This is a genomic window from Pseudoalteromonas distincta (genome assembly GCF_000814675.1).
Lineage (GTDB): Bacteria > Pseudomonadota > Gammaproteobacteria > Enterobacterales > Alteromonadaceae > Pseudoalteromonas > Pseudoalteromonas distincta.
Genome location: NZ_JWIG01000001.1, coordinates 584,749 through 606,047 on the forward strand (window position 1 = coordinate 584,749; position 21,299 = coordinate 606,047).

Genomic DNA, 21,299 nt, shown 5'->3' on the forward strand with positions numbered 1-21,299 from the left:
ATTTGTATTACATTACTACAGCAAAATGTTTGCCAAGTTAAATAAAGTATTTGGTACTAAACTTGCTGTTACCTAGTATTAACGATTATAAAAATCAAACACGGACGATAAGCCATGCCTAGTAGCCAATCAAACATTATAGCTTTAAACAATACGCCTCCCAGCACGCAAAGTTTTCAAGGCGATGTGTTTACGTGGCAGTTTTTTCATGAACAAGCTGTGCAATTACTTCATGCAACAGCGCAAATATTACCCACACTATTACTCGGTATAATACTTTTAGCATTAAGCTATTTAATTGCAGGGCCACTTTCTCGATTGCTTATAAAGCCTATTGACTACATGACTGACAGTAAACTAGTTCATCTAGTTGTAAGGCGCAGTATAAGCACTTTAATTATTTTATTTGGCGTGTACTTATTCCTGCGTTTAGCAGGGCTTACCGAGTTTGCTGTTGCCATTATGAGTGGCACGGGACTAATAGGACTTATATTAGGTTTTGCCTTTAGAGACATAGCTGAGAACTTTATCGCTAGTTTATTACTGAGCATACAAAGGCCTTTCAAAATCGACGATGTAATTGAAGTAGACAATCGTTTAGGTGTTGTTAAAAAAGTAACCGCAAGAGCAACCACACTTGTTGATTACGATGGCAATCATATTCAAATACCCAATGCGACGGTATATAAAAATACCATTAAAAACCTGACTGCCAATCCAAAAATGCGCGGAAAAGTAGAAATTGGTATTGGCTATGATAACGATATACGCAGCACACAAACCCTCGCCCTAGATATTGCCAATCAACAAAATGCGGTGCTTAGCGATCCACCCGCGCAAGTTTTAATAAAAAACTTAGGCTCATCTACTATTAACTTCGTTTTGTATTTTTGGGTTAATAGCGAGCAACACAGTCCATTAAAAGTAGCTTCCCAGCTTATGCGCGAATTAGTCAATGAGTTCACAAAACAAAACATCAGCATGCCTGATGACGCACGAGAAAGAATTATACTCACCGACCCTAGTGAAAATGTTTCTAATTTAGAGGAAAAACAACCATCGCAAGTGCAAAGCGAAAAAAGTGAAACAGTTGATCAAACTAAAACACTTGATGATGTGAGCAGTGATACCGACGAAATACGTGAACAAGCAGAGCAATCTCGCGATCCAGAACAAGGTAAAAATATTATTTAATAATGCTTAAATTGTATATATTTAGCTCAATATAAAATAAGCAGCGCTCTCGACTCAATAATTAAATAACCAACTAACGTTAATATGTATTAATGTTAGTTGGTATCTAAAATACTTGTTTTATATTTAGCAATAGAGATCTGCAATTTGCTACAGTAATCAAAATTCAAAAAGCCTACTGTCTAATATTATGTTATAAATCTAAGCTCCCATAAATAAAGGACTAACTACATGTGCATAACGCCATTTCTTGTAAATTACGCTACAAATAGAACATCAATACCACAGGATTTAACCGGTCACTATTGCAGTAATAAACAAATGTGGATCAATGGAAAGACTCAAAAACCTATAATTGATACTTCTGATTTAGCCGAACTCATGACAAAAACAAAAGTTAATGTTGAGGAAGACGACCACTCAGTGCATGCGTTAGAGTTGATGACTAAAACTAATCTAGATTCTGAAAGAGATGACTCAGATACAAGGCTAAGCCACTTACATCAACTCCTCACAAAAACAGATGTAGTTCAAGAATCAGATGATACATGTGCTGATGACTTATTTTGGTATCAAAGTAAATGATTCTCCTATTAACTAATAAGCGCGATTTAACTATGGATTACATAGTTAAAGAGCTAAGCAAAAAAAATATACCTTTTTATAGGCTAAATACAGAAGATCTTCCTAAATATAAAATTGTTTTTGGTATAGCCGATATCAATGACTGGACTATCAGTCTAAAAGAAAAAGAAATATCAGGTTTTGAGGTTAAGGCTGCATATTTTAGAAGGCCTGAAATTCCTCAAGTTATGCCATCCAGCCTTAATCTTAGTGATGCAGAATACATACAAAATGAGTGGCTCTCAGTATTAAAAAACCTTTATTGGCGGCTAGATAAAAAATGGCTCAACTCCCCAACCAGTATTTTTCTGTCTGAAGACAAAGCAAAACAGTTAGTAATAGCAAAGGAAATTGGCTTCAAGATACCAAATACATACATTACTAATGATTATTACTCAGCAGTAAAATTACAAGTTGAAAAAGGAATAATAGCGAAGCCATTAAAACATGCACTCTTATCTGGAACTAAAGAGAAAGTCATTTTTACTAGTAGGTTAAAGCCATTAAAAGCTAAAGATTCAGCTGCAATTTCAATGGCACCAATAATTTTTCAGAATGAAATAAATAAAAAATTTGATGTCCGCGTAACCGTAGTCGCTGACAAGGTTTTTGCGGTAGGTATTTGGTCTCAGGTGACCAAAGAGACTACTGTCGATTGGCGGAAAGGAAGTAAAACAGACTTAAAGCATAGCGTTATTAACTTACCGACTGATGTGGAGAGTATGTGTTACAAACTTCTTAAAGAACTCGATTTAAAGTTTGGTGCTATTGACTTTATATGTGATGGAGAAGATAACTTTTGGTTTTTAGAAATAAATCCTAATGGGCAATTTGCTTGGATAGAAAATAAAACAGATTTACCCATTTCAGAAACTATCGTTAATGAGTTAGTTAAAATAAGTCAGGGAGAATAAATATGAATCTAGACTTGTTCTGGCCTCACCTTATAAAGGAAAGCGCTACTGCTAAGAGTAAAAATCAATCTATTGATTTAGCTGCAATTAAAGATATAGAAGCGTCGAAAAATAAAAGAAATAGAATGCTATCTTTTTTTCAAAATGAAACAGACAATGGATCTGATCTACTATTAGAAGAGGCAAGACGGCTATATGATCAGGAAATAGGTAGGAGAGCATCTGCTGATAATAAAGCTGGAGTTTATATTGCAGCGGTCCTAGCCCTACTCTCCATATTAATTACTCAATTACCAACAGTGCTTAAAAATGATATTTATTTATTTACACAAATATTAAGCATTACATCTCTAAGCTTAGGTGTAACCAATCTTCTAAGAGCATTGATGTGGGCACAAAACGTACTAAAGGTATCTGCATTTCATACTTTAAATTCATTAGATTTACTCGAGTGCAGAAAAACAAATGAGCCGTCATTAGAGCTTGCAAAATATACACTAACAGCTTTACGTAAAAACTATGACCTCACTAATGACAAAGTAACATATATTAAAATGACACATGCACTAATGATCAGTGCTTCATTTTGGCTTTTAGTTTTATTGGTAACACAAGTTGCAACTCACATATTTCCATTATTAGCAGAGAAATTTGAAACGATAGATTTCTTAAAAAATATTGTTCTATGCTTTAATTTTGAATAGCAAAGAATATTTGATTACGAATTGAATAAGTAAGTCTTATTTTAGGTTAAAGTCGCAACGAATATCCCCATTAAATATGGTTAAATTTGGTTTTGGCAAGCTAAGATAAACTCCTAATTTATGAATAATTATCACTCGGTAATTTAACTTGGCATTATGTCAACACGAAAAGTAACGATATTAAAGTATCTGTTGCGCATATTAAATATTAATAACTTACAGGGATCGATCATGGCAGAAGACTGGGCTTTAAGACAAAGAAGAACTAATAAGCTAGTGAGAAAGCTCGCTAGTTACATGTTTAAACAAGATAATATCACTCCAGCTCAGCTCTACGGCTTATCAAAACTTTCATGGATAACTAATAGCTACGAAGGGGACAATGCCAGCTATATCAATAGCACAAAAATTCCCGCCTTAGAAAAGATATTCGATAGTAGCTTTAAGAACATACCTCATGATGAAGTGTATATAAAAATAAGTGAAATTATTGGTGATAATACTGTTCTCAATCTATTGCAAAGCCATACTGGTTTCACAAATTTCTATAAAGCTTATAGAAATAGTGTATTCAACTGGGTAAATGACAATTTCACCGAGTTACTCCCACTATATAAGGCTGCATATAGTGCAAAAAATTCAACTGATAGAAAAGCTATAGTTGAATCTATCGCTGTGTTACCAGGTATCCCTAAAGCAAATCACCCAGGTTCTTTAATGAGCCCTGAATACTTTCTGACTCCAGCTTTTTTCCTACTCGATGTAGATATTAAGTTCCCCCTAATAAACGGTAATAAAAGTGTTAAAGCTTTATTAAAAAAGCTTGGTGTAGGAAATAGCGAATTAGTTACACAATATTCAGCAATGGTAAAACTCTATGGTACTGGAGGTATACAAGATGCTGCGGATCTTGATCAGGTTACTGGTGAGCTTTCAGATTTTATCGGAACAGCTAGCGAGCCAGCTAAGAAAGCTTTGCTTAAAAAGAAAGAAACAAATAACGAGAACGAGCTACCGTTGAAAGATGAAGACGACGTTGAGGCCATTTGGGAAGCAGGAAAAATAAAACAAAGAAGGATTCATAATCAGTTAACTAACAAGCTTAAAAACTCTCTTTCGAATTACACATTACTTGAAGGCTGCAACCAATCCTGTATGTTTGATGCTTTGATTCCTAAATACAATGAAGATAAAGAAGACCTACTTATAGAGGTTAAAAGCTCAACCGAAACACCGCATATCCGCATGGCAGTAGGTCAACTATTCAATTACTGGTATGAATTAAAAGGGGGTACTTCTCCAAATATAGCGATTTTGCTCCCTGAGCGACCAAGCCAAAGTATTGTAACGTTTTTAGAGTGGATGAATGTAGGGTTAATGTGGTTTGAAAACGACCAACTTTGTACTGTCAATGATTGGCTCAAACATCTAACGAGCGAAAGATAATGTGCCAATGGGGTCAAATCTTGACTTCATACATCATAATTTCTCACTGCCCGGTTATCACTCTTTGCTGAAATTCTAACGAGTACTGCAAACAGATAGTCAAAAACTAATACTTATCCTAAAATTTAGACACAAAAAAGCCCGCAGCGTTAACTGCGGGCTTTTTATTGAATGAGTGAGTCAGCCTATAAGCCGGGTTTTGTCCTTTCCGAAGAAAGTGATAATCATTCGTCTAGGCCATAAATCGCTCTATGGCTCAAGCAACCTACCCGGTTCTCACGTGGGCCACGCGTTCATTATTTAAAATGATAGAACCCTATTTGGTCTTGCTCCGAGTGGAGTTTACCTTGCAACCGACTATTACTAGCGGCCCGGTGCGCTCTTACCGCACCCTTTCACCCTTACCAATCCGAAAATTGGCGGTCTCCTCTCTGCTGCACTTGTCGTGGGCTCACGCCCCCCAGCCGTTAGCTGGCACTCTGCCCTATGGAGCCCGGACTTTCCTCCCCCTGATCATTTTCGTCACAGGCAGCGATCATCTTGGCTGACTCGGCGCGCAGTATACATGAGGCTAATACCAAGCGCAGTAAAATTTACTCTTTTTCTTCAATAATTGTTTTGTATAAAGCGTTTTTCTTCATTCCAAAGTATTCAGCTACAACGCCACAGGCTTTTTTCATTGGCATTTCACTTTCAAGAAGTGCCAGCATTTTGCGCGCTTCAGGCGGAACATCGTCTATTTGCTTTGGTTTGCCCGCAAGCATCAGCACTATTTCGCCGCGCTGCTTAGTAGGATCATCAGTTAAAAACTGTTTAAGCTCACTTACACTACCATTAAAAAATGTTTCAAAGGTTTTGGTTAGCTCTTTAGCAAACACAACTTGCTGCTCATCACCAAGGGCTAGTGCTAAATCATCAAGGCTTGCCATAATACGGTGCGTACTTTCGTACATTATGCTGGTAATGCCTGAGTTAACAGCTTCGGTAAAAAAATCTTGGCGAGCTTTGCTTTTAGCTGGCGTAAAACCAATAAACTGAAAACGGTCGGTTGGTAAGCCTGAACAACATACGGCTGTAATTGCAGCACATGCACCTGGAACAGGTGTAACATGAGCGCCTTGTTCGCGACATAGATTTACAACCGCATAGCCTGGATCACTAATTAGCGGTGTACCAGCGTCAGATACTAAAGCAATATTTAAACCTTGATTAAGTTGATCAATAATTTGTTGTGCTTTTTGCTTTTCGTTGTGGTCGTGTAATGCAAACGTTTTTGCCTTAATTCCAAAGTGGCTAAGTAGCTTGCCGGTATGGCGAGTGTCTTCAGCAGCTATTAAGTCAACTTGCGATAATGTCGCAATGGCACGGTGACTTAAGTCGTCATAATTGCCAATTGGGGTGGCAACAATGTAAAGAGTGCCAATTTTCTGTGAATTCTCCTCATTTAACATTGAGGTCTCCTGCGTCAGTCAGTAATATAAGCAAATCGCGTTAACGTATTGGGAAATCATTGTGCGACTTAAACTAGTTAGTCTATTAATTATATTGTCAGGGTTATCGGCGTGTAGCACAACCGAAAAACCAACTAAAAACAGCGATAACGTAAGTAACCGCACTAATGCACTGCAAAATCAGGCAACCAGTGCGCAATCTATCTACCAATTGGCGCAAAACCGCCAAGGTGCCGATAAAATACAGTTATTGTATAGCGCCCGTGATGCTGCAATTAGTGAGCAAAACTGGCCTTTGTTAGAGAAAATTGGTAATGAGCTTGAATTAACCGCAAGTGTTGATCAAATCCAAAACCGTCTTTATATCGCATTTGCACAAAAACAACAGAATAAGAATGATCAAGCTTTGGTGATTTTACAATCGCTTGACGGACAACTTACTCAACCTGAGCATTTTGCTTGGCATCAGTTTTTAACAGCCAGTATTTATGCATCGCAAAATTTTCCTAAAAAAGCTGCCCCCTATTTCTTTAGAGCCTCTGAAACAGCAACAAAAAACAATATAGAAATCCCTCAGCTCAATCAAAATTTGTGGGATAACTTAAAACAGCTCTCTTCATATGCGCTTGAACGTTTTAACCGTGGTTCGGTTATCCAGCAAGGCTGGGTAAACCTTGGTCTATACTATCAAGTATATGCAAGTAGCGGCGTGGAGCTAGACCAAGCAATTAATAATTGGCGCAGGCGCTATATTGGGCATCCGGCTTTTTCTGTATTACCTGAACAAGACGAAATGCTTACTGAGCTCGCCCCTATTAATATAGAGCGTTTAGTTGTGTTGTTTCCACAATCAGGCCCTAACGAACGCTTAGGTGATGCGCTTAAAGCGGGTGTGTTAGCTGCACTTGATACGCAAACTATCAACGACACTATTTTTATTGATGAAAACCTAAGCACTGAGGAAATCGCAGCGCAACTTGAAGAAATAAAGCCTGATTTTGTAATTGGTCCTCTACTTAAAGCAAATATTGATAAACTAGCCAATGCACAAACTCTTATTGATACTCCGGTACTGCATTTAAACACCTTTGATGGTGAGCGCATTTCGCTTCAGCATTATTACTTTGCATTAAACCCTGAGCACGAAGTACAGCAAGCTCTGGAACACTTTTTAACTAAGGGCTATCAAAAGCCTATGCTGCTTGCGCCAAATAATGCAAATGGCCAACGTTTAGTTGATTATTTTAACCTACAGTGGCAACGCTACAGCGAAACCAAACCACAAATCGGTTTTTATAACGATAAAAAAGATATGCCAAACACAATTACCAGCTTATTAGAAGTTGATAAGTCAAAAGATCGCATACAAACAGTTAAAGCATTATTTAAGCAAGAAGTAGAAAACGAAACGCGTTCACGCAGTGATATAGACGTTATTTATATTTTGGGTGATGCAATAGAAACTCGCTTAATTAAACCTTACCTTGATGTAAACGTCAGTACATTTGCTGATCGTATCCCACTTTATGCAAGCTCTAAAAGTCATAGCAAACAAATTGACAGTACAGACAAAGGCGATTTAGACGGCCTATACTTCACAGAATTACCGTGGATGCTTGATTCACAAATTAAACAACATAATTTACGCCAGCAGTACAACTCTCTATGGCCAGAGCAAATTGATATTAGCCAACGCTTATTTGCAATGGCATACGATGCTGTATCAATATTACATGACATTAGACAGTTAAGCGTAATGCCAGGCAATCAATATAGTGGTTTAAGCGGTAAGCTATCTGTTAATACCAGCGGCCATATAGAACGTATGCTCGACTGGGCTCAATATACAAACCGTCGCATTAAGCCTGTGCAATTAGAAACACAACGCCCGGTACCATTGTTTATGCAATCAGCGGGTGATATACAAACTATAAATTAAACTTTATTAAGTTAAGGGGGCGGCATGTCGTGGTTTAAAGAGCTGTGGCACAATAGTCGCGAAAAAGGCCAGTATTATGAGCTTGAAGCGCAAAAATACTTAGTTACTCAGGGCTTAACACCCATTGAACGTAATTATTACTGCCCCTTTGGCGAGCTTGATGTCATTATGAAAGAAGGCGACACCCTTGTATTCATTGAGGTCAAGTTTCGCAAAAATAATGCCCGTGGCGGTGCCAACTATGCACTTAGCCCACAAAAACAAGCTCGATTAAAACGTAGTATTTATCATTACTTAGCAGCTAAAAATTTAACTAACCAAGCACTAAGAATTGATTATGTAGCCATTACAGGAGAAGCATCTCCTAATATTAATTGGCTTAAAAATGTATTTTAAACGCAAATACAAAGATAAATTATTGGTAGGCTATGCAAGACACAATTAAAGAAATTTTTACAGAAAGCATTCAAGTTCAAATCGCTGCTGGTGAAGTGCTACCTAGTGCGCTTGAGTCAGCTGCATTTACTATTGCACAAAGTCTGATCAACGGAAATAAACTCATTTGCTGCGGTACTGCTAATTGCCACATGCTCGCCCAGCACATGGCGGGTGTATTGGTTAATCACTATGAAACCGAGCGTCCTTGTTTACCCGCAATTGCTCTATCGCAAGAAAACGTTAACCTTGGACAAAGTACTCAGGTAGACGATCACGATACATTTGCTCGCCAAGTCCGCGCTTTTGCTCAGCAAGGTGATTTATTGCTTGTACTGGCTATTAACGGTAACGAAAAACATGTTATTTCTGCCGTTGAAGCTGCACTAACTAAAGATATGAAGGTCATAGTTATGGTTGGTGATGATGGTGGTGAGTTGGTTGGCCTACTTGGCCCTAACGATGTTGAAATTAGATCCCCATCTAAACGCCCTAGCCGCATTATCGAATCCCATTTAGTTAACTTACATTGTTTAAGCGAACTGGTTGATTTAACGCTTTTCCCTCAGGATGAAAATTATGTTTAAACGCTCTCTTATTGTTTTAGGTACTGTTGTATTACTACAAGGCTGCGCAGCTGCTGTTGTTGCAGGTACAGCCAGTGCAGTAACTGCAGCGAACGATCGCCGTACCATTGGCTCTCAAATTGACGATAACAATATTGAAATAAAAGCCAGTATTGCACTTAGCGAAGTAGAACGCCTTGAAAAGTTTGCCAATATAAGCGCTGTAAGCGTTAACGGTATTGTTTTACTTGTAGGCCAAGTATCTAATGAAGAAATGAGAAACGAAGCACAGCGTACCATTGAGGGCGTTTCAGGTATTCGTAAGATACATAACCAAATTCGTATTGGCTCAAATATTGGTATTACTACACAAACGCATGACTCTTGGTTAACTTCTAAAGTAAAAGCTCAGCTACTAACAGCAAAAGACATTAGCAGTAATAACATTAAAGTAGTTACTGAAAACGCTGAAGTATTTTTAATGGGTTTAGTATCTGACTCTGAGTCTACTCAAGCTGTAAACATTGCCCGAAATGTATCTGGCGTAGAGCGTGTAATTAAAGTATTTGAATATATGTAAAGTAAAATACAGACATAAAAAAACCGCTTATTAAGCGGTTTTTTTTTGCATTTACTTATTATTTAATAACGCGTAAATGAGAGCCTTTTTTCTTCTGTGGCTTTTCTGGTGGTGTTTCATCAATAAATTCAGCTGATGAATCAACACTTTCAAGCTCAGGCACAAAATCGTCTTCGTCCTCTAAAAACTCATCTGCAGTAAAGACTGTTCCTTCGCCATTTTCACGCGCGTATATTGCAAGCACAGCACCTAGAGGCACATACACTTGCATTGGCTGACCACCAAAGCGCGCATTGAAGCTAAGTTGGGTTAAGTCTAACGAAAACTGTGTGACCGCTGATGGACTTATGTTTAAAACAATTTGTCCGTCTTGAACAAACTGTGTTGGCACTTGTACATTTGCAAACCCAGCGTCTACCACTAAATGCGGTGTACACTCGTTATCGACTATCCAATCAAAAAAAGCACGTAATAAATAAGGACGATTAGGCGTCATTATAAACGGATCTCACGCTCAGCTTCAGTTAAAGAGGCTTGGAATGACTCACGTTCAAATAAACGGATCATGTACTCTTTAAGCTCTTTAGAACCTGCACCATTAAGCTCAATACCAAACTCTGGTAAACGCCATAATAGTGGAGCTAAATAACAATCTACTAAGCTAAACTCTTCACTCATAAAGTAAGGTGCTTCGCTAAAAATAGGTGCTACAGCAAGTAATGCTTCTGTTAGCTCTTTACGAGCTTGAGCAGCATCTGACGTGTTGTTACTGATTTTGTCAGCTAGGCTGTACCAATCAGTATCAATACGATGCATCATTAAGCGGCTACGACCACGCATTACCGGGTAAACAGGCATTAGTGGAGGATGAGGAAAACGCTCATCAAGGTATTCCATGATGATGTTTGCCTGGTATAAACCAAGCTCACGGTCAATCAGTGTTGGCACTGTGCCGTAAGGGTTAATTTCGTGAAGTGCTTCTGGCAAGTTATCTTTTTCAGCCAAATGAATATCTACACTTACACCTTTTTCCGCAAGTACAATACGTACTTGGTGGCTATACATACAGTTAGCACCAGAAAAAAGGGTCATTACAGGGCGCTTATTGGCAGCTACGGCCATGCCTATACCTCCATTAAATAACTAAAACAGCAAAAGGGGCTTAAGCCCCTATTGCAAAATTACCTTTAAAAATGTTCAACTTAATGAACATCTCTCCAGTATTCTTTCTTAAGCATAAATGCCAAGATAAATAGAATTATTAAGAATCCTATTACCTTAATACCTAGCGCTTCCGATTCAAGACGTGAAGGTTCACCCACGTACTCAAGGAAGTTTGTTAAATCACGAGCCGCTTGGTCGTATTCATCTACGCTTAATTCACCCGTACCATCAGTTTCAGTAGCAATAACTTTGGTCACAGTGTGGCCATGTTCTTCTACTTCTTTAGTGATAGGCGTTGGTAAACCTTGTAGTTCTTGAAGAACATGAGGCATACCTACCGATGGAAAAACAATATTGTTAACTCCAAACGGGCGAGATTCATCTTTATAAAACGATTTTAGGTACGTGTAAATATAATCTGGTGATTTTACACGTGCAATAAGAGTTAAATCCGGCGGAGCCGCACCAAACCATTTTGCTGCATCGTCTTTTGTAATTGCGTTGGTGATATGGCTACCTACTTTAGAGCCGTCAAAAATTAACTGCTCTAAACCAACTTCTGTTGGGATACCGATATCACGAAAAGTACGTTCATAACGTTGATACTGCATTTGGTGACAACCAAGACAGTAGTTCATGAACAACTTTGCACCGCGTTGTAAAGATGGTTGATCAGTAAGGTCGTTATTCGCTTCCATTAAAGGAACCGACGGACCTGCTGCCATAACCATGTTAGACAACAAGTTTACTGATAAAGCAAATAAACCAATAATAAGCTTCTTCATCATTTCGTTAACCTCTCTGGCAATGGCTTAGTTTTTTCGTTCTTACTGTATACAAACAACAGCACGAAGAACATAAAGTAAGTCACAGTACAGATTTGAGAAATAATCGTTTTCATATCAGTTTGTGGAGTTGCACCCACCCAACCAAGAAGAACGAAAGTTACAACAAAGCCTGCAATGTTCCATTTATGGAAACCACAACGGTAACGAACCGATTTAACTCTACCACGGTCTATCCAAGGTAGTAATGCAAGTACTACAATCGATGCCCCCATCGCCGCAACACCGATTAACTTATCAGGGATTGCACGTAAGATTGCATAGAATGGCGTAAAGTACCAAACCGGGAAAATATGCTCAGGTGTTTTAAGTGGGTTAGCTGCCTCGAAGTTTGGACCTTCTAAAAAGAAGCCATTCATCGCCGGCATAAAGAACACAACCCAACAAAACAGTATTAAGAAACCAACCACACCCACAATATCTTTAACTGTGTAGTAAGGGTGGAACGGTATCGCATCAACAATGTCTTTTTTGTTAGTGTAATACTCATGGAATTTAAATTTAGGCTTATCTTCTTCAGCTACTGAGCCTTTCTTACGTTTAATCTCAATACCTTCAGGGTTATTTGAACCCACTTCGTGTAGAGCAACAATGTGTAAGAAAACTAAGATTACAATAACCAGTGGTAGTGCAATTACATGTAATGCAAAGAAGCGATTAAGCGTTGCACCTGATATTACGTAGTCACCACGGATCCAAAGTGTTAAGTCATCACCAATAACCGGAATAGCACCGAATAATGAAATGATTACTTGTGCGCCCCAGAACGACATTTGGCCCCATGGTAATAAGTATCCCATGAATGCTTCAGCCATTAGCGCTAAGAAAATGAACATACCAAATAACCACAGTAATTCACGCGGTTTTTGGTAAGAACCGTAGATCATGCCACGGAACATATGCATATATACAACGATGAAAAACGCTGATGCACCTGTTGAGTGCAAGTAACGTAGTAACCAGCCATATTCTACATCACGCATGATGTACTCTACCGAAGCAAAAGCACCTTCAGCAGACGGAACAAAGTTCATCGTTAACCAAATACCTGTTAGGATTTGGTTTACTAGTACTAACATGGCTAGTGAGCCAAAAAAGTACCAGAAGTTAAAGTTTTTAGGTGCTGGATACTGTGCAATGTGCATGTTCCAAACACGTGTCATTGGGATTCGGTCGTCTATCCAACCAATAATCTTACCAAACATTAGGCTACCCCTCTTTCTTCGCCCACTAAAATAGTGGTGTCATCTAGAAAAGTATAAGGTGGTATTTCTAAGTTTAATGGTGCAGGTACCGATTGAAATACTCGACCAGCCATATCAAATTTAGAACCGTGGCACGGGCAGTAGAAACCGTCATCAGTCCCTTCTACTTTCTCACCAAAATTACCTTGTAAAAAGCCTGGTGAACATCCTAAATGCGTACAAATACCTACAGCCAAAAATATTTCTGGACGTAATGAACGGTAATCATTTGTTGATGATTCTAATTGTTGTGGCTCTTGCGATTGCGGATCACGAAGTTGACCTTCATGTTCTTTCATCTGCTCAAGCATTTTTGGGGTACGTGATACAACCCATACAGGTTTACCACGCCACTCGACACGTATTAATTGTCCAGGCTCAAGTTTGCTGATATCTACTTCTACAGGCGCACCCGCAGATTTAGCTCGCTCACTTGGATTCCAAGACGCAATAAAAGGAACAGCAGCCCCAGCCGCACCAACACCACCTACAACAGAGGTAGCTATGGTTAAAAAGCGACGTCGGCCATTGTCTACAGGCGCATTGCTCATCCACTTATCTCCACTATGATTCTCAACACTTGCTATATTGAGAACATCAGTTACAGCAGGTTAATTATTCGAAATTTTTAAAATAGAAGCGATCATAATTAAAACCCTTGATTAAAACAAGGTTATTCAAAGCCCCATGCTCGAATAAACCTGACTTGATCAAAAATTTGATTAAGCTAGCTCGAGAATAAAGCCGAACGACTATAATAACGCTTCTGTAAAAACAATATACTGACCGAGATCAACACCACTAAGAGGAAACAGTAAAAACTGTACATAGTGTCGTTAAACTCACTCATTTTACTTCCACGCCAATTGTAGCAAAAAATTCCACCAATTAACTGATGGATTTAAACTAATTACGATAATTATTTAACTTTTTTGCAGCTATCTGAGTGTTTTTTAACTTTCGTTCGATTAATACGCAGTTATTGATAAATTTGATCATCATTAATTACAGCAATACCAAGTATGGCGACCGCTATAAACAAATTTAAATTAAGTAGCAAATGTAAACTTTTTGATTTGAAAACAAAAAACCCAGCATAAGCTGGGTTTTTGAATTCTTGATAACGTATAGATTAACGTTTTGAGAACTGTGGACGCTTACGCGCTTTCTTAAGACCCACTTTCTTACGTTCAACTTTACGTGCATCACGTGTAACAAAACCTGCTTTACGAAGTTGTGGACGTAGTGACTCGTCAAACTCCATAAGTGCACGAGTGATACCGTGACGGATAGCACCAGCTTGACCAGTTGTACCACCACCAGAAACGGTGATGTAAAGGTCAAATTTTTCAGTCATATCAACTAGCTCAAGAGCTTGATGAACAACCATGCGTGCTGTTTCGCGACCAAAATACTCTTCTAGAGAGCGTTTGTTGATTACGATGTTACCAGTGCCTGGGCGTAAGAATACGCGAGCACTTGAACTTTTACGACGACCTGTACCGTAGTATTGATTTGCCATGATGGTGCTCCTTAAATGTCTAGAACCTGAGGCTGTTGTGCAGCATGGTTATGCTCAGTACCTGCGTAAACTTTAAGTTTACGGTACATAGCGCGGCCTAAAGGACCACGTGGCAACATGCCTTTTACAGCTTTCTCGATGATCATTTCAGGCTTTGCAGCTTGAAGTTTATCAAAAGTAGTAGACTTAAGGCCACCTGGAAAACCAGAGTGAGCGTAGTACACTTTATCTTTGAATTTGTTACCAGTTACAGTAACTTTTTCAGCGTTGATAACGATGATGTAATCACCAGTATCTACGTGAGGAGTGTATTCAGCTTTATGCTTACCGCGTAGGCGGTGAGCGATTTCAGTAGCGATGCGACCTAAAGTTTTACCTTCAGCGTCAACTACGTACCAGTCACGTTTTACTGTTTCTGGTTTAGCAACAAACGTTTTCATTTATAAAAATCCAATGTTTTTCAATTAAAACCACAAGTAGTTAATATTAACTACTGCTCTAAGTTTGCTATAACCCCTTCGAGTTTTAGACTTTTGCGCCGCTCACAAGTGGCTAGACTATATGAGGACATAGAACGCAACGTGGCAGACGCGGGAGTATACCAGCACTTAAAACACATTGCTACTCGCCGGTTGTTTTTTCCACAAGAAATTTCAGAAATAAGAAGTACTATATATGTACCTCTTTTTTTATAGTTGCCCTATTACACATTTACTTACTTATTTAAACTAAATGCTCTCTAGCTAAATATTCTAAGGATTGCATTTCTTGTAAACGACTAATACAACGCTTAAATTCAAAGTTTAAATTACCTTGGGTATAAAGTTCGGTAATAGGTTTTTCAGCCGATATAATTAAAGTTACATGGCGCTCATAAAATTCATCCACTAAAGCAATAAAGCGTCTAGCAGCATCATCATTAGTTTGCCCTAGCTGTTTTACGTTAGAAATAATCACCGTATTGTATAAGCGGCTAATCTCCATGTAATCGACCTGGCTACGTGCTGTTTCGCACAATTCACTAAACTCAAACATCACAACGCATTTAGCTACTTTACGCGTTTTGATTTTTCGCCCTTCTATCTCTATCGGCTCATCTAATTGCCCAGGCTCTGGCGATAACTTATCGAAGTACTCAAATAGGTTCTTATCCGCATCTTCATCTAACGGACTATGAAAAATTTCAGCTTGCTCTAAAGTACGTAATCGGTAATCAATACCTGAATCTACATTAACTATCTCGGTATTTTTTTTAACAAGCTCGATTGCTGGCATAAAACGCGCTCGCTGTAAGCCATTTCTGTAAAGTTCATCTGGCACTATATTAGAGGTTGCTACAAGTACTATGCCCCGTGCAAATAGCGCTTCCATTAAGCCACCTAATAGCATGGCATCAGTAATGTCTTGTACAAAAAACTCATCAAAGCAAATAATGTCTGTTTCTGCTTTAAAAGTGTCAGCAATTTTTTCTAATGGATTAGCCGTATTATTTAGCTTTTTAAGCTCATTATGCACTCGGTGCATAAATCGATGAAAGTGCACACGCATTTTACGTGTGCCCGGTAATGATTCATAAAAAGTGTCAACTAAATAAGTTTTACCACGCCCTACTCCCCCCCAAAAGTACAAACCTTTTACAGGCGCAGGTTCTTCTTTACTAAATAGCTTAGCAAAAAAGCCTTTTTGTTTTGGCTTTGTCTGAGTTAGGTCATCGTATAGACGTTGTAAATGGCGCACAGCATTTTCTTGTGCTGCGTCGTGTACAAAGTCATCTCGCTTTAAGTCTTGTTGGTATGTTTGCCAAGGAGTCATATCTATTTACAGTTAAAACACAGTTTAATTTGCAAAGCATATTAACACGCATCATAACTCGGGGTATATTACACTTAGTATGATTTATAATTGAATCGGCATTCGTTAGTTATTTTCCCAAAGGGGTAGTTTTTATGGGCACAGTTATGTGGGTAGGTTTGATTGTTATTGTTGCTGTTGTAGCATTTTTTATTGGCGCATTTGTTACTAAAAAACAGTTCAAACAAGATGAATTAAAAGAGCAAGCAGAGCAAGCTGAAAATGCGTTAGAGCAGTATCGTCAAGATGTAGCTGATCATTTAGCGAATACTGGTAAGCTCGTAAATAAAATGAAAGAAAACTATGATCAACTGCTTAGTCACGTTGAAGAAACAAACCAGCTTCTTCTAGAAGATAGAAATAAAGCACCAGCTGAACCATTCTTTTCAAAAGAAACAACAGAACAACTGCAGGCTTCATTAAAAGAGCGTCAATGCGATCGTTCTACAGCCGCAGCACAACCAGCTGATTATGTATCAGGTGAATCAGGTTTATTTGCTGGTCAAAATAAAGTTTCAGAACATTCTAAAGCATCTTGATGAACTTTTTTTTGACCCCATAGTCTTTAGATATAACAGCTTTGTTGTTTTATCTTAATAAACCGAAAAGGGCTGCTGTAAAGTAGCCCTTTTTGTTTTGCTTTATCTTAAGTGGAGTTACCCCAGACTATGAAAATGAAATTATCACTTATCAGCGCAGCTATTCTATCTACAAGCTTGTTAATGAGCCCTGTAGCGTCTTATGCAAAAATGCCAATTGCAGTAAATGGTCAACAACTACCAACTCTTGCCCCCATGCTAGAGAAAATATCTCCAGGTGTTGTAAGTATCCAAGTTTCAGGCTCAAAAGAAGTACGCCGCCGTGCAGATCCGCTTGAATACTTTTTTGGACAGCAACAGCCTCGCAGTCAAAAGCGTCAATTTAGTGGATTAGGCTCTGGGGTAATTATTGATGCTGATGAGGGTTATGTAGTCACTAATAATCACGTAATCCAAGATGCCGAAAAAATGGTAGTAACCCTCGAAGATGGCCGTGAATTTGAAGCAACTAAAATTGGTACTGATACAGAATCAGACATCGCTCTTTTACAAATAGACGCTGATGACTTAACTGAAATAAAACTCGCAAATTCAGACAGTTTACGAGTGGGCGACTTTGCTGTCGCTATTGGTAACCCATTTGGACTTAGCCACACAGTTACATCTGGTATTGTTAGTGCTCTTGGTCGTAGTGGTTTAAATATTGAGGGCTACGAAGATTTCATTCAAACCGATGCTGCTATTAACCAAGGCAACTCTGGTGGCGCATTAGTTAACTTAAACGGTGAATTGATTGGTATTAACACTGCTATTTTAGGTGCTTCTGGCGGTAACGTGGGTATTGGTTTTGCCATTCCATCAAACATGATGAAAAACTTAGTTGATCAAATTGTTGAACACGGTGAAGTACGCCGAGGTTCGCTGGGTATTTCTGGCCGCCCACTTGATGCAGGCCTTGCTAAAGCGCAGCAACTTGACGTTAAACAAGGTGCTTATGTAATGCAAGTAATGGACGACACTGCCGCAAGTAAAGCAGGTATAAAAGCAGGTGACGTAATTGTTAGCATTAATGGCGGTGATATTAGTGGTTTCCATGAACTACGCAGCAAAATTGCTACGCTAGGTGAAGGCCGCGAAATAAAACTAGGTATTTACCGCGATGGTAAAATTAAAACGGTAAAAGTAACTCTTGATGGTGCATCAGGTGTTACAGCGACAGGCGAAGAGCTGCATCCTGCGTTCCAAGGCGCGACACTTGAAAACGTGCAAAAAAACAGTAATAAAGGTGTTGAGGTTACGTCTGTAGACCCTCGCTCACCTTCTGCCCGTGTTGGCCTTGAAGAAGGTGATATTATTATGCAAGTGAATCGCCAACGAGTAGAGACTATTCGTGATATGAATAAGATTATCGAAAACACCAAAGGTAATATCGTACTTGGTGTGCAACGTGGTCGTGAGTCTATATTTATTTTAATTCAGTAATAAATAGCACTATTAATGTAATAAAAATAACAGTGGCACTTGCCGCTGTTATTTTTTTTATGTCATCATAAAGAGATTGCTCACTTACATAATAAGAAAACTGTGCTGAAATTAATAAAATTTATTCTTCCCCCTTTATTTGCAGGTCTAAGTATTGCTTTTTTAGTGGTTTTTTTCAGCCCTAATATGCGAGCCGCCTTACTTCCTAATGTTCCCCTTCCAAGCGCGATGAGTGCGAGTCATCTGAGTTTTTCTGATGCAGTTAAACGAGCAGCTCCTTCTGTAGTTACTATTTTTTCAGAAAGCATTTCCAAAGAACCTCGTTATAAAAGAAAAAACACGGTACAAGAGCTAGGCTCTGGCGTCATTATGTCGCAGGACGGTTATATTCTTACTAACTACCATGTTGTGAATAATGCAGACCAAATTATGGTTATCTTAACCGATGGCCGACGCTTTTTTGATGTGCAACTAATTGGTTTTGATACCATTACTGACTTAGCCTTACTTAAAATCAATGCAGATCACCTCCCAGTGATTCCCGTAAACGATAGCTATGTATCAAATGTAGGCGATGTTGTACTTGCTATAGGCAACCCGCTTAACTTAGGACAAACAATCACTCAAGGCATTATTAGTGCAACGGGTAAGCAAAAAATTACAGATAGCCCTTACAATAACTTATTGCAAATGGATGCAGCTATTAACGTGGGCAACTCCGGCGGCGCATTAGTTAACTCCAATGGTGATTTAGTCGGCATTACTTCTGCACAATTTAAAACGCGTGAGAACTTGAATATTCAAGGAATATTTTTTGCGGTTCCTTACTCACTTGCTAAAAAAGTGATGGGTAAACTCATTCGTCACGGTCGGGTTGTACGCGGCTATTTAGGCTTTGAAGGCACAGCAGTAGATAGTACAGGTAAAGAAGTAAACGACAGCCTAACGCCGGTTACCGGCATGCGCATTACTAATTTAGACCCTTTGGGGCCAGCATGGCAAGCAGGCATTGAAGAGCAAGATATCGTCATTAAAATTGCAGGGCTTTCGGTAGCAAACCCACAAAAAGTGCTTGAAAAAATAGGTAATACGGAGCCCGGTAAAGAAATAGAATTTGAGCTATACAGAGATGGGAAAATAGAAAAAATCATGGTGGTGGTAGCTGAGCTTGAAACAAAGCTTTAATAAATAATACCAATCGCCAATAAAAAGGTCGGATAGCAATTTGCGTATCCGACCTTTTTAAAATAGCTTAACTAGTTATCTACTTAGCTACTTCTACGTTTAATGTTTGCGCCTAATGCACTTAGTTTATCTTCAATGCGCTGATAACCTCTATCAACGTGATAAATACGGTCAACAACCGTTTCACCTTGTGCCACTATACCCGTTAAAATTAAACTAGCTGAAGCGCGCAGGTCGGTTGCCATCACTTGCGCACCCGTTAAGCTTTCAGTCTCACCACAAATTGCGGTATGCCCTTCTAAACGAATATTAGCGCCCATACGCTGCAACTCTGGTACATGCATAAAACGGTTTTCAAAAATCGTTTCTGTGATCGTTGCACTACCATTTGCTACTACATTCAATGCTGTAAACTGAGCTTGCATATCCGTAGGAAAACCTGGGTGTGGAGCTGTTTTAATATTCACGGCTTTAAGTTCTCGGCCACGCATATCAAGATAAATACTATTGTTATGTACTTCTAGGTGTGCATTCGTAGCACGTAACTTTTCAATCACAGGCTCAAGAGAATGAAAGTCTGTATTTTTACAAAGTACTTCACCGCCAGCCATTGCTGCTGCGACCAAAAACGTCCCAGTTTCAATTCGGTCAGGTAAAATACTGTGTTCACAGCCAGCTAAACGCTCAACGCCTTCAACTTCAATGCGGCTAGTACCTGCACCTGTGATTTTAGCGCCCATAGCAATTAGGCAGTTAGCTAAATCAATTATTTCAGGCTCGCGTGCCGCATTATCAAGTATGGTTTTACCATCAGCGAGGGCCGCTGCCATTAATAGGTTTTCGGTAGCGCCTACACTTACCATTTCCATAAAAATTTCAGCGCCTTTTAAGCGACCATTTACCTTGGCATTAATATAACCATTTTCAACGTTTATTTGTGCGCCCATGCGCTCCAAACCTTGAATATGAATATCAACAGGGCGAGCGCCAATGGCGCACCCACCAGGTAAAGACACTTGAGCTTCACCAAAACGTGCAACTAGAGGGCCTAATGCAAGCACAGAGGCACGCATTTGCTTTACTAAGTCGTAAGGCGCTAATGTTTTATTAACCGTTGCACCGTCAATTACTAGGGTATCGCCCTGCCAATTAACATCTGCACCTAAAGTTTTTAATAAGGCTTCAGTGGTCACTATGTCGCGAAGACGCGGTACATTAGTAAATATACTTTTGCCATCAGCTAATAGTGAAGCAAATAAAATAGGCAGTGCGGCATTTTTAGCGCCCGAAATAGTCACTTCACCAGCAAGTGAAGTGCCACCTTGAATTACAAATTGATCCATTAGGAGGCCCTAGTTATTGCGGTAAAATGAATTTTTGTTCACGCTTCCACTCTACAGGAGTAAATGCACGAATAGATACTGCGTGAATTGTCCCATCTGAAATTGTATTCATTAATGGACCATAAACTAGCTGCTGCTTTTTAACTCGGCTTAAACCGTCAAAGCATTCGCCTACCGCAACAACTTCATAATGACTACCATTGGCTTTTACATGTACTTCAGCTAATTGAAGTTCTTCGCGTAATAATGTTTCGACTTGGCTAGTTTCCAT

The 21,299-nt window shown here is 39.0% G+C and carries 23 protein-coding genes and 1 other RNA gene; 12 read left to right on the plus strand and 12 right to left on the minus strand.

Translation table 11 applies throughout. The features are described 5' to 3' along the window. The first annotated feature begins 114 nt into the window (after nucleotides 1-114). The 5 genes from QT16_RS02570 to QT16_RS02590 all read left to right on the plus strand — a co-directional run bounded on the left by QT16_RS02570 (nucleotide 115) and on the right by QT16_RS02590 (nucleotide 4,882). The gene (locus QT16_RS02570; RefSeq protein ID WP_039485352.1) at nucleotides 115-1,194 is read left to right on the plus strand and encodes a mechanosensitive ion channel family protein; all 1,080 of its coding nucleotides are present in this window, start codon (nucleotides 115-117) and stop codon (nucleotides 1,192-1,194) included. Between the two features lie 381 nt (nucleotides 1,195-1,575). Then, a complete protein-coding gene (locus QT16_RS20930; RefSeq protein WP_200886956.1) occupies nucleotides 1,576-1,779 on the plus strand; it encodes a hypothetical protein in 204 nt (67 codons plus the stop codon). A gap of 32 nt (nucleotides 1,780-1,811) precedes the next feature. After that, complete coding sequence (locus QT16_RS02580; protein WP_200886957.1) at nucleotides 1,812-2,732, plus strand: MvdC/MvdD family ATP grasp protein; 921 nt, start codon at nucleotides 1,812-1,814, stop codon at nucleotides 2,730-2,732. A 2-nt stretch (nucleotides 2,733-2,734) separates the two neighbouring features. Further along, nucleotides 2,735-3,436, plus strand: a complete 702-nt coding sequence (locus tag QT16_RS20400; protein WP_052201193.1) for a hypothetical protein — start codon at nucleotides 2,735-2,737, stop codon at nucleotides 3,434-3,436. A 231-nt stretch (nucleotides 3,437-3,667) separates the two neighbouring features. Next, complete coding sequence (locus QT16_RS02590; RefSeq protein WP_039485360.1) at nucleotides 3,668-4,882, plus strand: hypothetical protein; 1,215 nt, start codon at nucleotides 3,668-3,670, stop codon at nucleotides 4,880-4,882. A 172-nt stretch (nucleotides 4,883-5,054) separates the two neighbouring features. On the opposite strand, the gene rnpB is transcribed toward QT16_RS02590, so the two are convergent. Next, nucleotides 5,055-5,434: RNase P RNA component class A (gene rnpB, locus QT16_RS20420), an RNA gene on the minus strand. Between the two features lie 41 nt (nucleotides 5,435-5,475). After that, nucleotides 5,476-6,333, minus strand: a complete 858-nt coding sequence (gene rsmI, locus QT16_RS02595) for a 16S rRNA (cytidine(1402)-2'-O)-methyltransferase (protein WP_024595588.1) — start codon at nucleotides 6,331-6,333, stop codon at nucleotides 5,476-5,478. A gap of 61 nt (nucleotides 6,334-6,394) precedes the next feature. Here rsmI and QT16_RS02600 point away from each other — a divergent pair, with 61 nt between their 5' ends. The 4 genes from QT16_RS02600 to dolP are packed head-to-tail and all read left to right on the plus strand — an operon-like array spanning nucleotide 6,395 to nucleotide 9,853. Continuing rightward, nucleotides 6,395-8,272: a penicillin-binding protein activator gene (locus QT16_RS02600; protein ID WP_002957971.1), complete on the plus strand. Its 1,878-nt coding sequence runs from the start codon at nucleotides 6,395-6,397 to the stop codon at nucleotides 8,270-8,272. A 24-nt stretch (nucleotides 8,273-8,296) separates the two neighbouring features. Then, nucleotides 8,297-8,668 (plus strand): YraN family protein, encoded by a 372-nt coding sequence (locus QT16_RS02605; RefSeq protein WP_002957970.1) that lies wholly within the window; start codon nucleotides 8,297-8,299, stop codon nucleotides 8,666-8,668. Between the two features lie 32 nt (nucleotides 8,669-8,700). Beyond that, nucleotides 8,701-9,294 carry an SIS domain-containing protein gene (locus QT16_RS02610; protein WP_002957968.1) on the plus strand — a complete coding sequence of 198 codons (594 nt, stop codon included), beginning with the start codon at nucleotides 8,701-8,703 and terminating at the stop codon, nucleotides 9,292-9,294. Further along, complete coding sequence (dolP, locus tag QT16_RS02615) at nucleotides 9,287-9,853, plus strand: division/outer membrane stress-associated lipid-binding lipoprotein (RefSeq protein WP_039485369.1); 567 nt, start codon at nucleotides 9,287-9,289, stop codon at nucleotides 9,851-9,853. Before QT16_RS02610 ends, dolP begins: the two co-directional genes overlap by 8 nt. A 58-nt stretch (nucleotides 9,854-9,911) precedes the next feature. Here the strand turns inward: dolP and QT16_RS02620 are convergent, their stop codons facing one another. From QT16_RS02620 to zapE, 8 genes are all read right to left on the minus strand, one after another. Beyond that, on the minus strand, nucleotides 9,912-10,349 hold the full coding sequence (locus QT16_RS02620) for a ClpXP protease specificity-enhancing factor (protein WP_002957966.1): 438 nt from the start codon (nucleotides 10,347-10,349) through the stop codon (nucleotides 9,912-9,914). Continuing rightward, nucleotides 10,349-10,975, minus strand: a complete 627-nt coding sequence (sspA, locus tag QT16_RS02625; RefSeq protein WP_002957965.1) for a stringent starvation protein SspA — start codon at nucleotides 10,973-10,975, stop codon at nucleotides 10,349-10,351. The genes QT16_RS02620 and sspA overlap by 1 nt, the downstream gene beginning before the upstream one ends. A gap of 80 nt (nucleotides 10,976-11,055) precedes the next feature. After that, on the minus strand, nucleotides 11,056-11,805 hold the full coding sequence (locus QT16_RS02630; RefSeq protein ID WP_039485373.1) for a cytochrome c1: 750 nt from the start codon (nucleotides 11,803-11,805) through the stop codon (nucleotides 11,056-11,058). Then, nucleotides 11,802-13,067 (minus strand): cytochrome b, encoded by a 1,266-nt coding sequence (locus QT16_RS02635; RefSeq protein ID WP_002957963.1) that lies wholly within the window; start codon nucleotides 13,065-13,067, stop codon nucleotides 11,802-11,804. The genes QT16_RS02630 and QT16_RS02635 overlap by 4 nt, the downstream gene beginning before the upstream one ends. Then, complete coding sequence (gene petA / locus QT16_RS02640) at nucleotides 13,067-13,657, minus strand: ubiquinol-cytochrome c reductase iron-sulfur subunit (RefSeq protein WP_002957962.1); 591 nt, start codon at nucleotides 13,655-13,657, stop codon at nucleotides 13,067-13,069. The genes QT16_RS02635 and petA overlap by 1 nt, the downstream gene beginning before the upstream one ends. A gap of 581 nt (nucleotides 13,658-14,238) precedes the next feature. Beyond that, nucleotides 14,239-14,631: a 30S ribosomal protein S9 gene (gene rpsI, locus QT16_RS02645; RefSeq protein ID WP_024595789.1), complete on the minus strand. Its 393-nt coding sequence runs from the start codon at nucleotides 14,629-14,631 to the stop codon at nucleotides 14,239-14,241. 8 nt (nucleotides 14,632-14,639) lie between these two features. Further along, nucleotides 14,640-15,068, minus strand: a complete 429-nt coding sequence (rplM, locus tag QT16_RS02650; RefSeq protein ID WP_002957960.1) for a 50S ribosomal protein L13 — start codon at nucleotides 15,066-15,068, stop codon at nucleotides 14,640-14,642. 283 nt (nucleotides 15,069-15,351) lie between these two features. After that, the gene (zapE, locus tag QT16_RS02655) at nucleotides 15,352-16,440 is read right to left on the minus strand and encodes a cell division protein ZapE (RefSeq protein WP_002957958.1); all 1,089 of its coding nucleotides are present in this window, start codon (nucleotides 16,438-16,440) and stop codon (nucleotides 15,352-15,354) included. A gap of 134 nt (nucleotides 16,441-16,574) precedes the next feature. Between zapE and QT16_RS02660 the strand changes: the two genes are divergently transcribed. The 3 genes from QT16_RS02660 to QT16_RS02670 all read left to right on the plus strand — a co-directional run bounded on the left by QT16_RS02660 (nucleotide 16,575) and on the right by QT16_RS02670 (nucleotide 19,685). Beyond that, the gene (locus QT16_RS02660) at nucleotides 16,575-17,018 is read left to right on the plus strand and encodes a Z-ring associated ZapG family protein (protein WP_002957957.1); all 444 of its coding nucleotides are present in this window, start codon (nucleotides 16,575-16,577) and stop codon (nucleotides 17,016-17,018) included. Nucleotides 17,019-17,147: 129 nt separating this feature from the next. Then, nucleotides 17,148-18,500 (plus strand): Do family serine endopeptidase, encoded by a 1,353-nt coding sequence (locus tag QT16_RS02665; protein WP_024606350.1) that lies wholly within the window; start codon nucleotides 17,148-17,150, stop codon nucleotides 18,498-18,500. Between the two features lie 102 nt (nucleotides 18,501-18,602). Continuing rightward, a complete protein-coding gene (locus QT16_RS02670) occupies nucleotides 18,603-19,685 on the plus strand; it encodes a trypsin-like peptidase domain-containing protein (RefSeq protein ID WP_024595792.1) in 1,083 nt (360 codons plus the stop codon). Nucleotides 19,686-19,768: 83 nt separating this feature from the next. Here QT16_RS02670 and murA read toward each other — a convergent pair whose 3' ends face one another. After that, the gene (gene murA / locus QT16_RS02675) at nucleotides 19,769-21,028 is read right to left on the minus strand and encodes a UDP-N-acetylglucosamine 1-carboxyvinyltransferase (protein ID WP_039485386.1); all 1,260 of its coding nucleotides are present in this window, start codon (nucleotides 21,026-21,028) and stop codon (nucleotides 19,769-19,771) included. A gap of 13 nt (nucleotides 21,029-21,041) precedes the next feature. Then, nucleotides 21,042-21,299 (minus strand): BolA family protein, encoded by a 258-nt coding sequence (locus tag QT16_RS02680; RefSeq protein WP_002957953.1) that lies wholly within the window; start codon nucleotides 21,297-21,299, stop codon nucleotides 21,042-21,044.

Excerpts from the sequence above, each read along its gene's own strand:
- murA (WP_039485386.1), bottom strand. The coding sequence starts at position 21,028 with ATGGATCAATTTGTAATTCAAGGTGGCACTTCACTTGCTGGTGAAGTG.
- QT16_RS02660 (WP_002957957.1), top strand. The coding sequence starts at position 16,575 with ATGGGCACAGTTATGTGGGTAGGTTTGATTGTTATTGTTGCTGTTGTA.
- rplM (WP_002957960.1), bottom strand. The coding sequence starts at position 15,068 with ATGAAAACGTTTGTTGCTAAACCAGAAACAGTAAAACGTGACTGGTAC.
- QT16_RS02635 (WP_002957963.1), bottom strand. The coding sequence starts at position 13,067 with ATGTTTGGTAAGATTATTGGTTGGATAGACGACCGAATCCCAATGACA.
- QT16_RS02605 (WP_002957970.1), top strand. The coding sequence starts at position 8,297 with ATGTCGTGGTTTAAAGAGCTGTGGCACAATAGTCGCGAAAAAGGCCAG.
- rsmI (WP_024595588.1), bottom strand. The coding sequence starts at position 6,333 with ATGTTAAATGAGGAGAATTCACAGAAAATTGGCACTCTTTACATTGTT.
- QT16_RS02590 (WP_039485360.1), top strand. The coding sequence starts at position 3,668 with ATGGCAGAAGACTGGGCTTTAAGACAAAGAAGAACTAATAAGCTAGTG.
- QT16_RS02570 (WP_039485352.1), top strand. The coding sequence starts at position 115 with ATGCCTAGTAGCCAATCAAACATTATAGCTTTAAACAATACGCCTCCC.
- petA (WP_002957962.1), bottom strand. The coding sequence starts at position 13,657 with ATGAGCAATGCGCCTGTAGACAATGGCCGACGTCGCTTTTTAACCATA.
- QT16_RS20930 (WP_200886956.1), top strand. The coding sequence starts at position 1,576 with ATGACAAAAACAAAAGTTAATGTTGAGGAAGACGACCACTCAGTGCAT.
- QT16_RS02620 (WP_002957966.1), bottom strand. The coding sequence starts at position 10,349 with ATGACGCCTAATCGTCCTTATTTATTACGTGCTTTTTTTGATTGGATA.
- QT16_RS02610 (WP_002957968.1), top strand. The coding sequence starts at position 8,701 with ATGCAAGACACAATTAAAGAAATTTTTACAGAAAGCATTCAAGTTCAA.
- sspA (WP_002957965.1), bottom strand. The coding sequence starts at position 10,975 with ATGGCCGTAGCTGCCAATAAGCGCCCTGTAATGACCCTTTTTTCTGGT.
- zapE (WP_002957958.1), bottom strand. The coding sequence starts at position 16,440 with ATGACTCCTTGGCAAACATACCAACAAGACTTAAAGCGAGATGACTTT.
- QT16_RS02665 (WP_024606350.1), top strand. The coding sequence starts at position 17,148 with ATGAAAATGAAATTATCACTTATCAGCGCAGCTATTCTATCTACAAGC.
- dolP (WP_039485369.1), top strand. The coding sequence starts at position 9,287 with ATGTTTAAACGCTCTCTTATTGTTTTAGGTACTGTTGTATTACTACAA.
- QT16_RS02630 (WP_039485373.1), bottom strand. The coding sequence starts at position 11,805 with ATGATGAAGAAGCTTATTATTGGTTTATTTGCTTTATCAGTAAACTTG.
- QT16_RS02580 (WP_200886957.1), top strand. The coding sequence starts at position 1,812 with ATGGATTACATAGTTAAAGAGCTAAGCAAAAAAAATATACCTTTTTAT.
- QT16_RS02680 (WP_002957953.1), bottom strand. The coding sequence starts at position 21,299 with ATGGAAACTAGCCAAGTCGAAACATTATTACGCGAAGAACTTCAATTA.
- QT16_RS20400 (WP_052201193.1), top strand. The coding sequence starts at position 2,735 with ATGAATCTAGACTTGTTCTGGCCTCACCTTATAAAGGAAAGCGCTACT.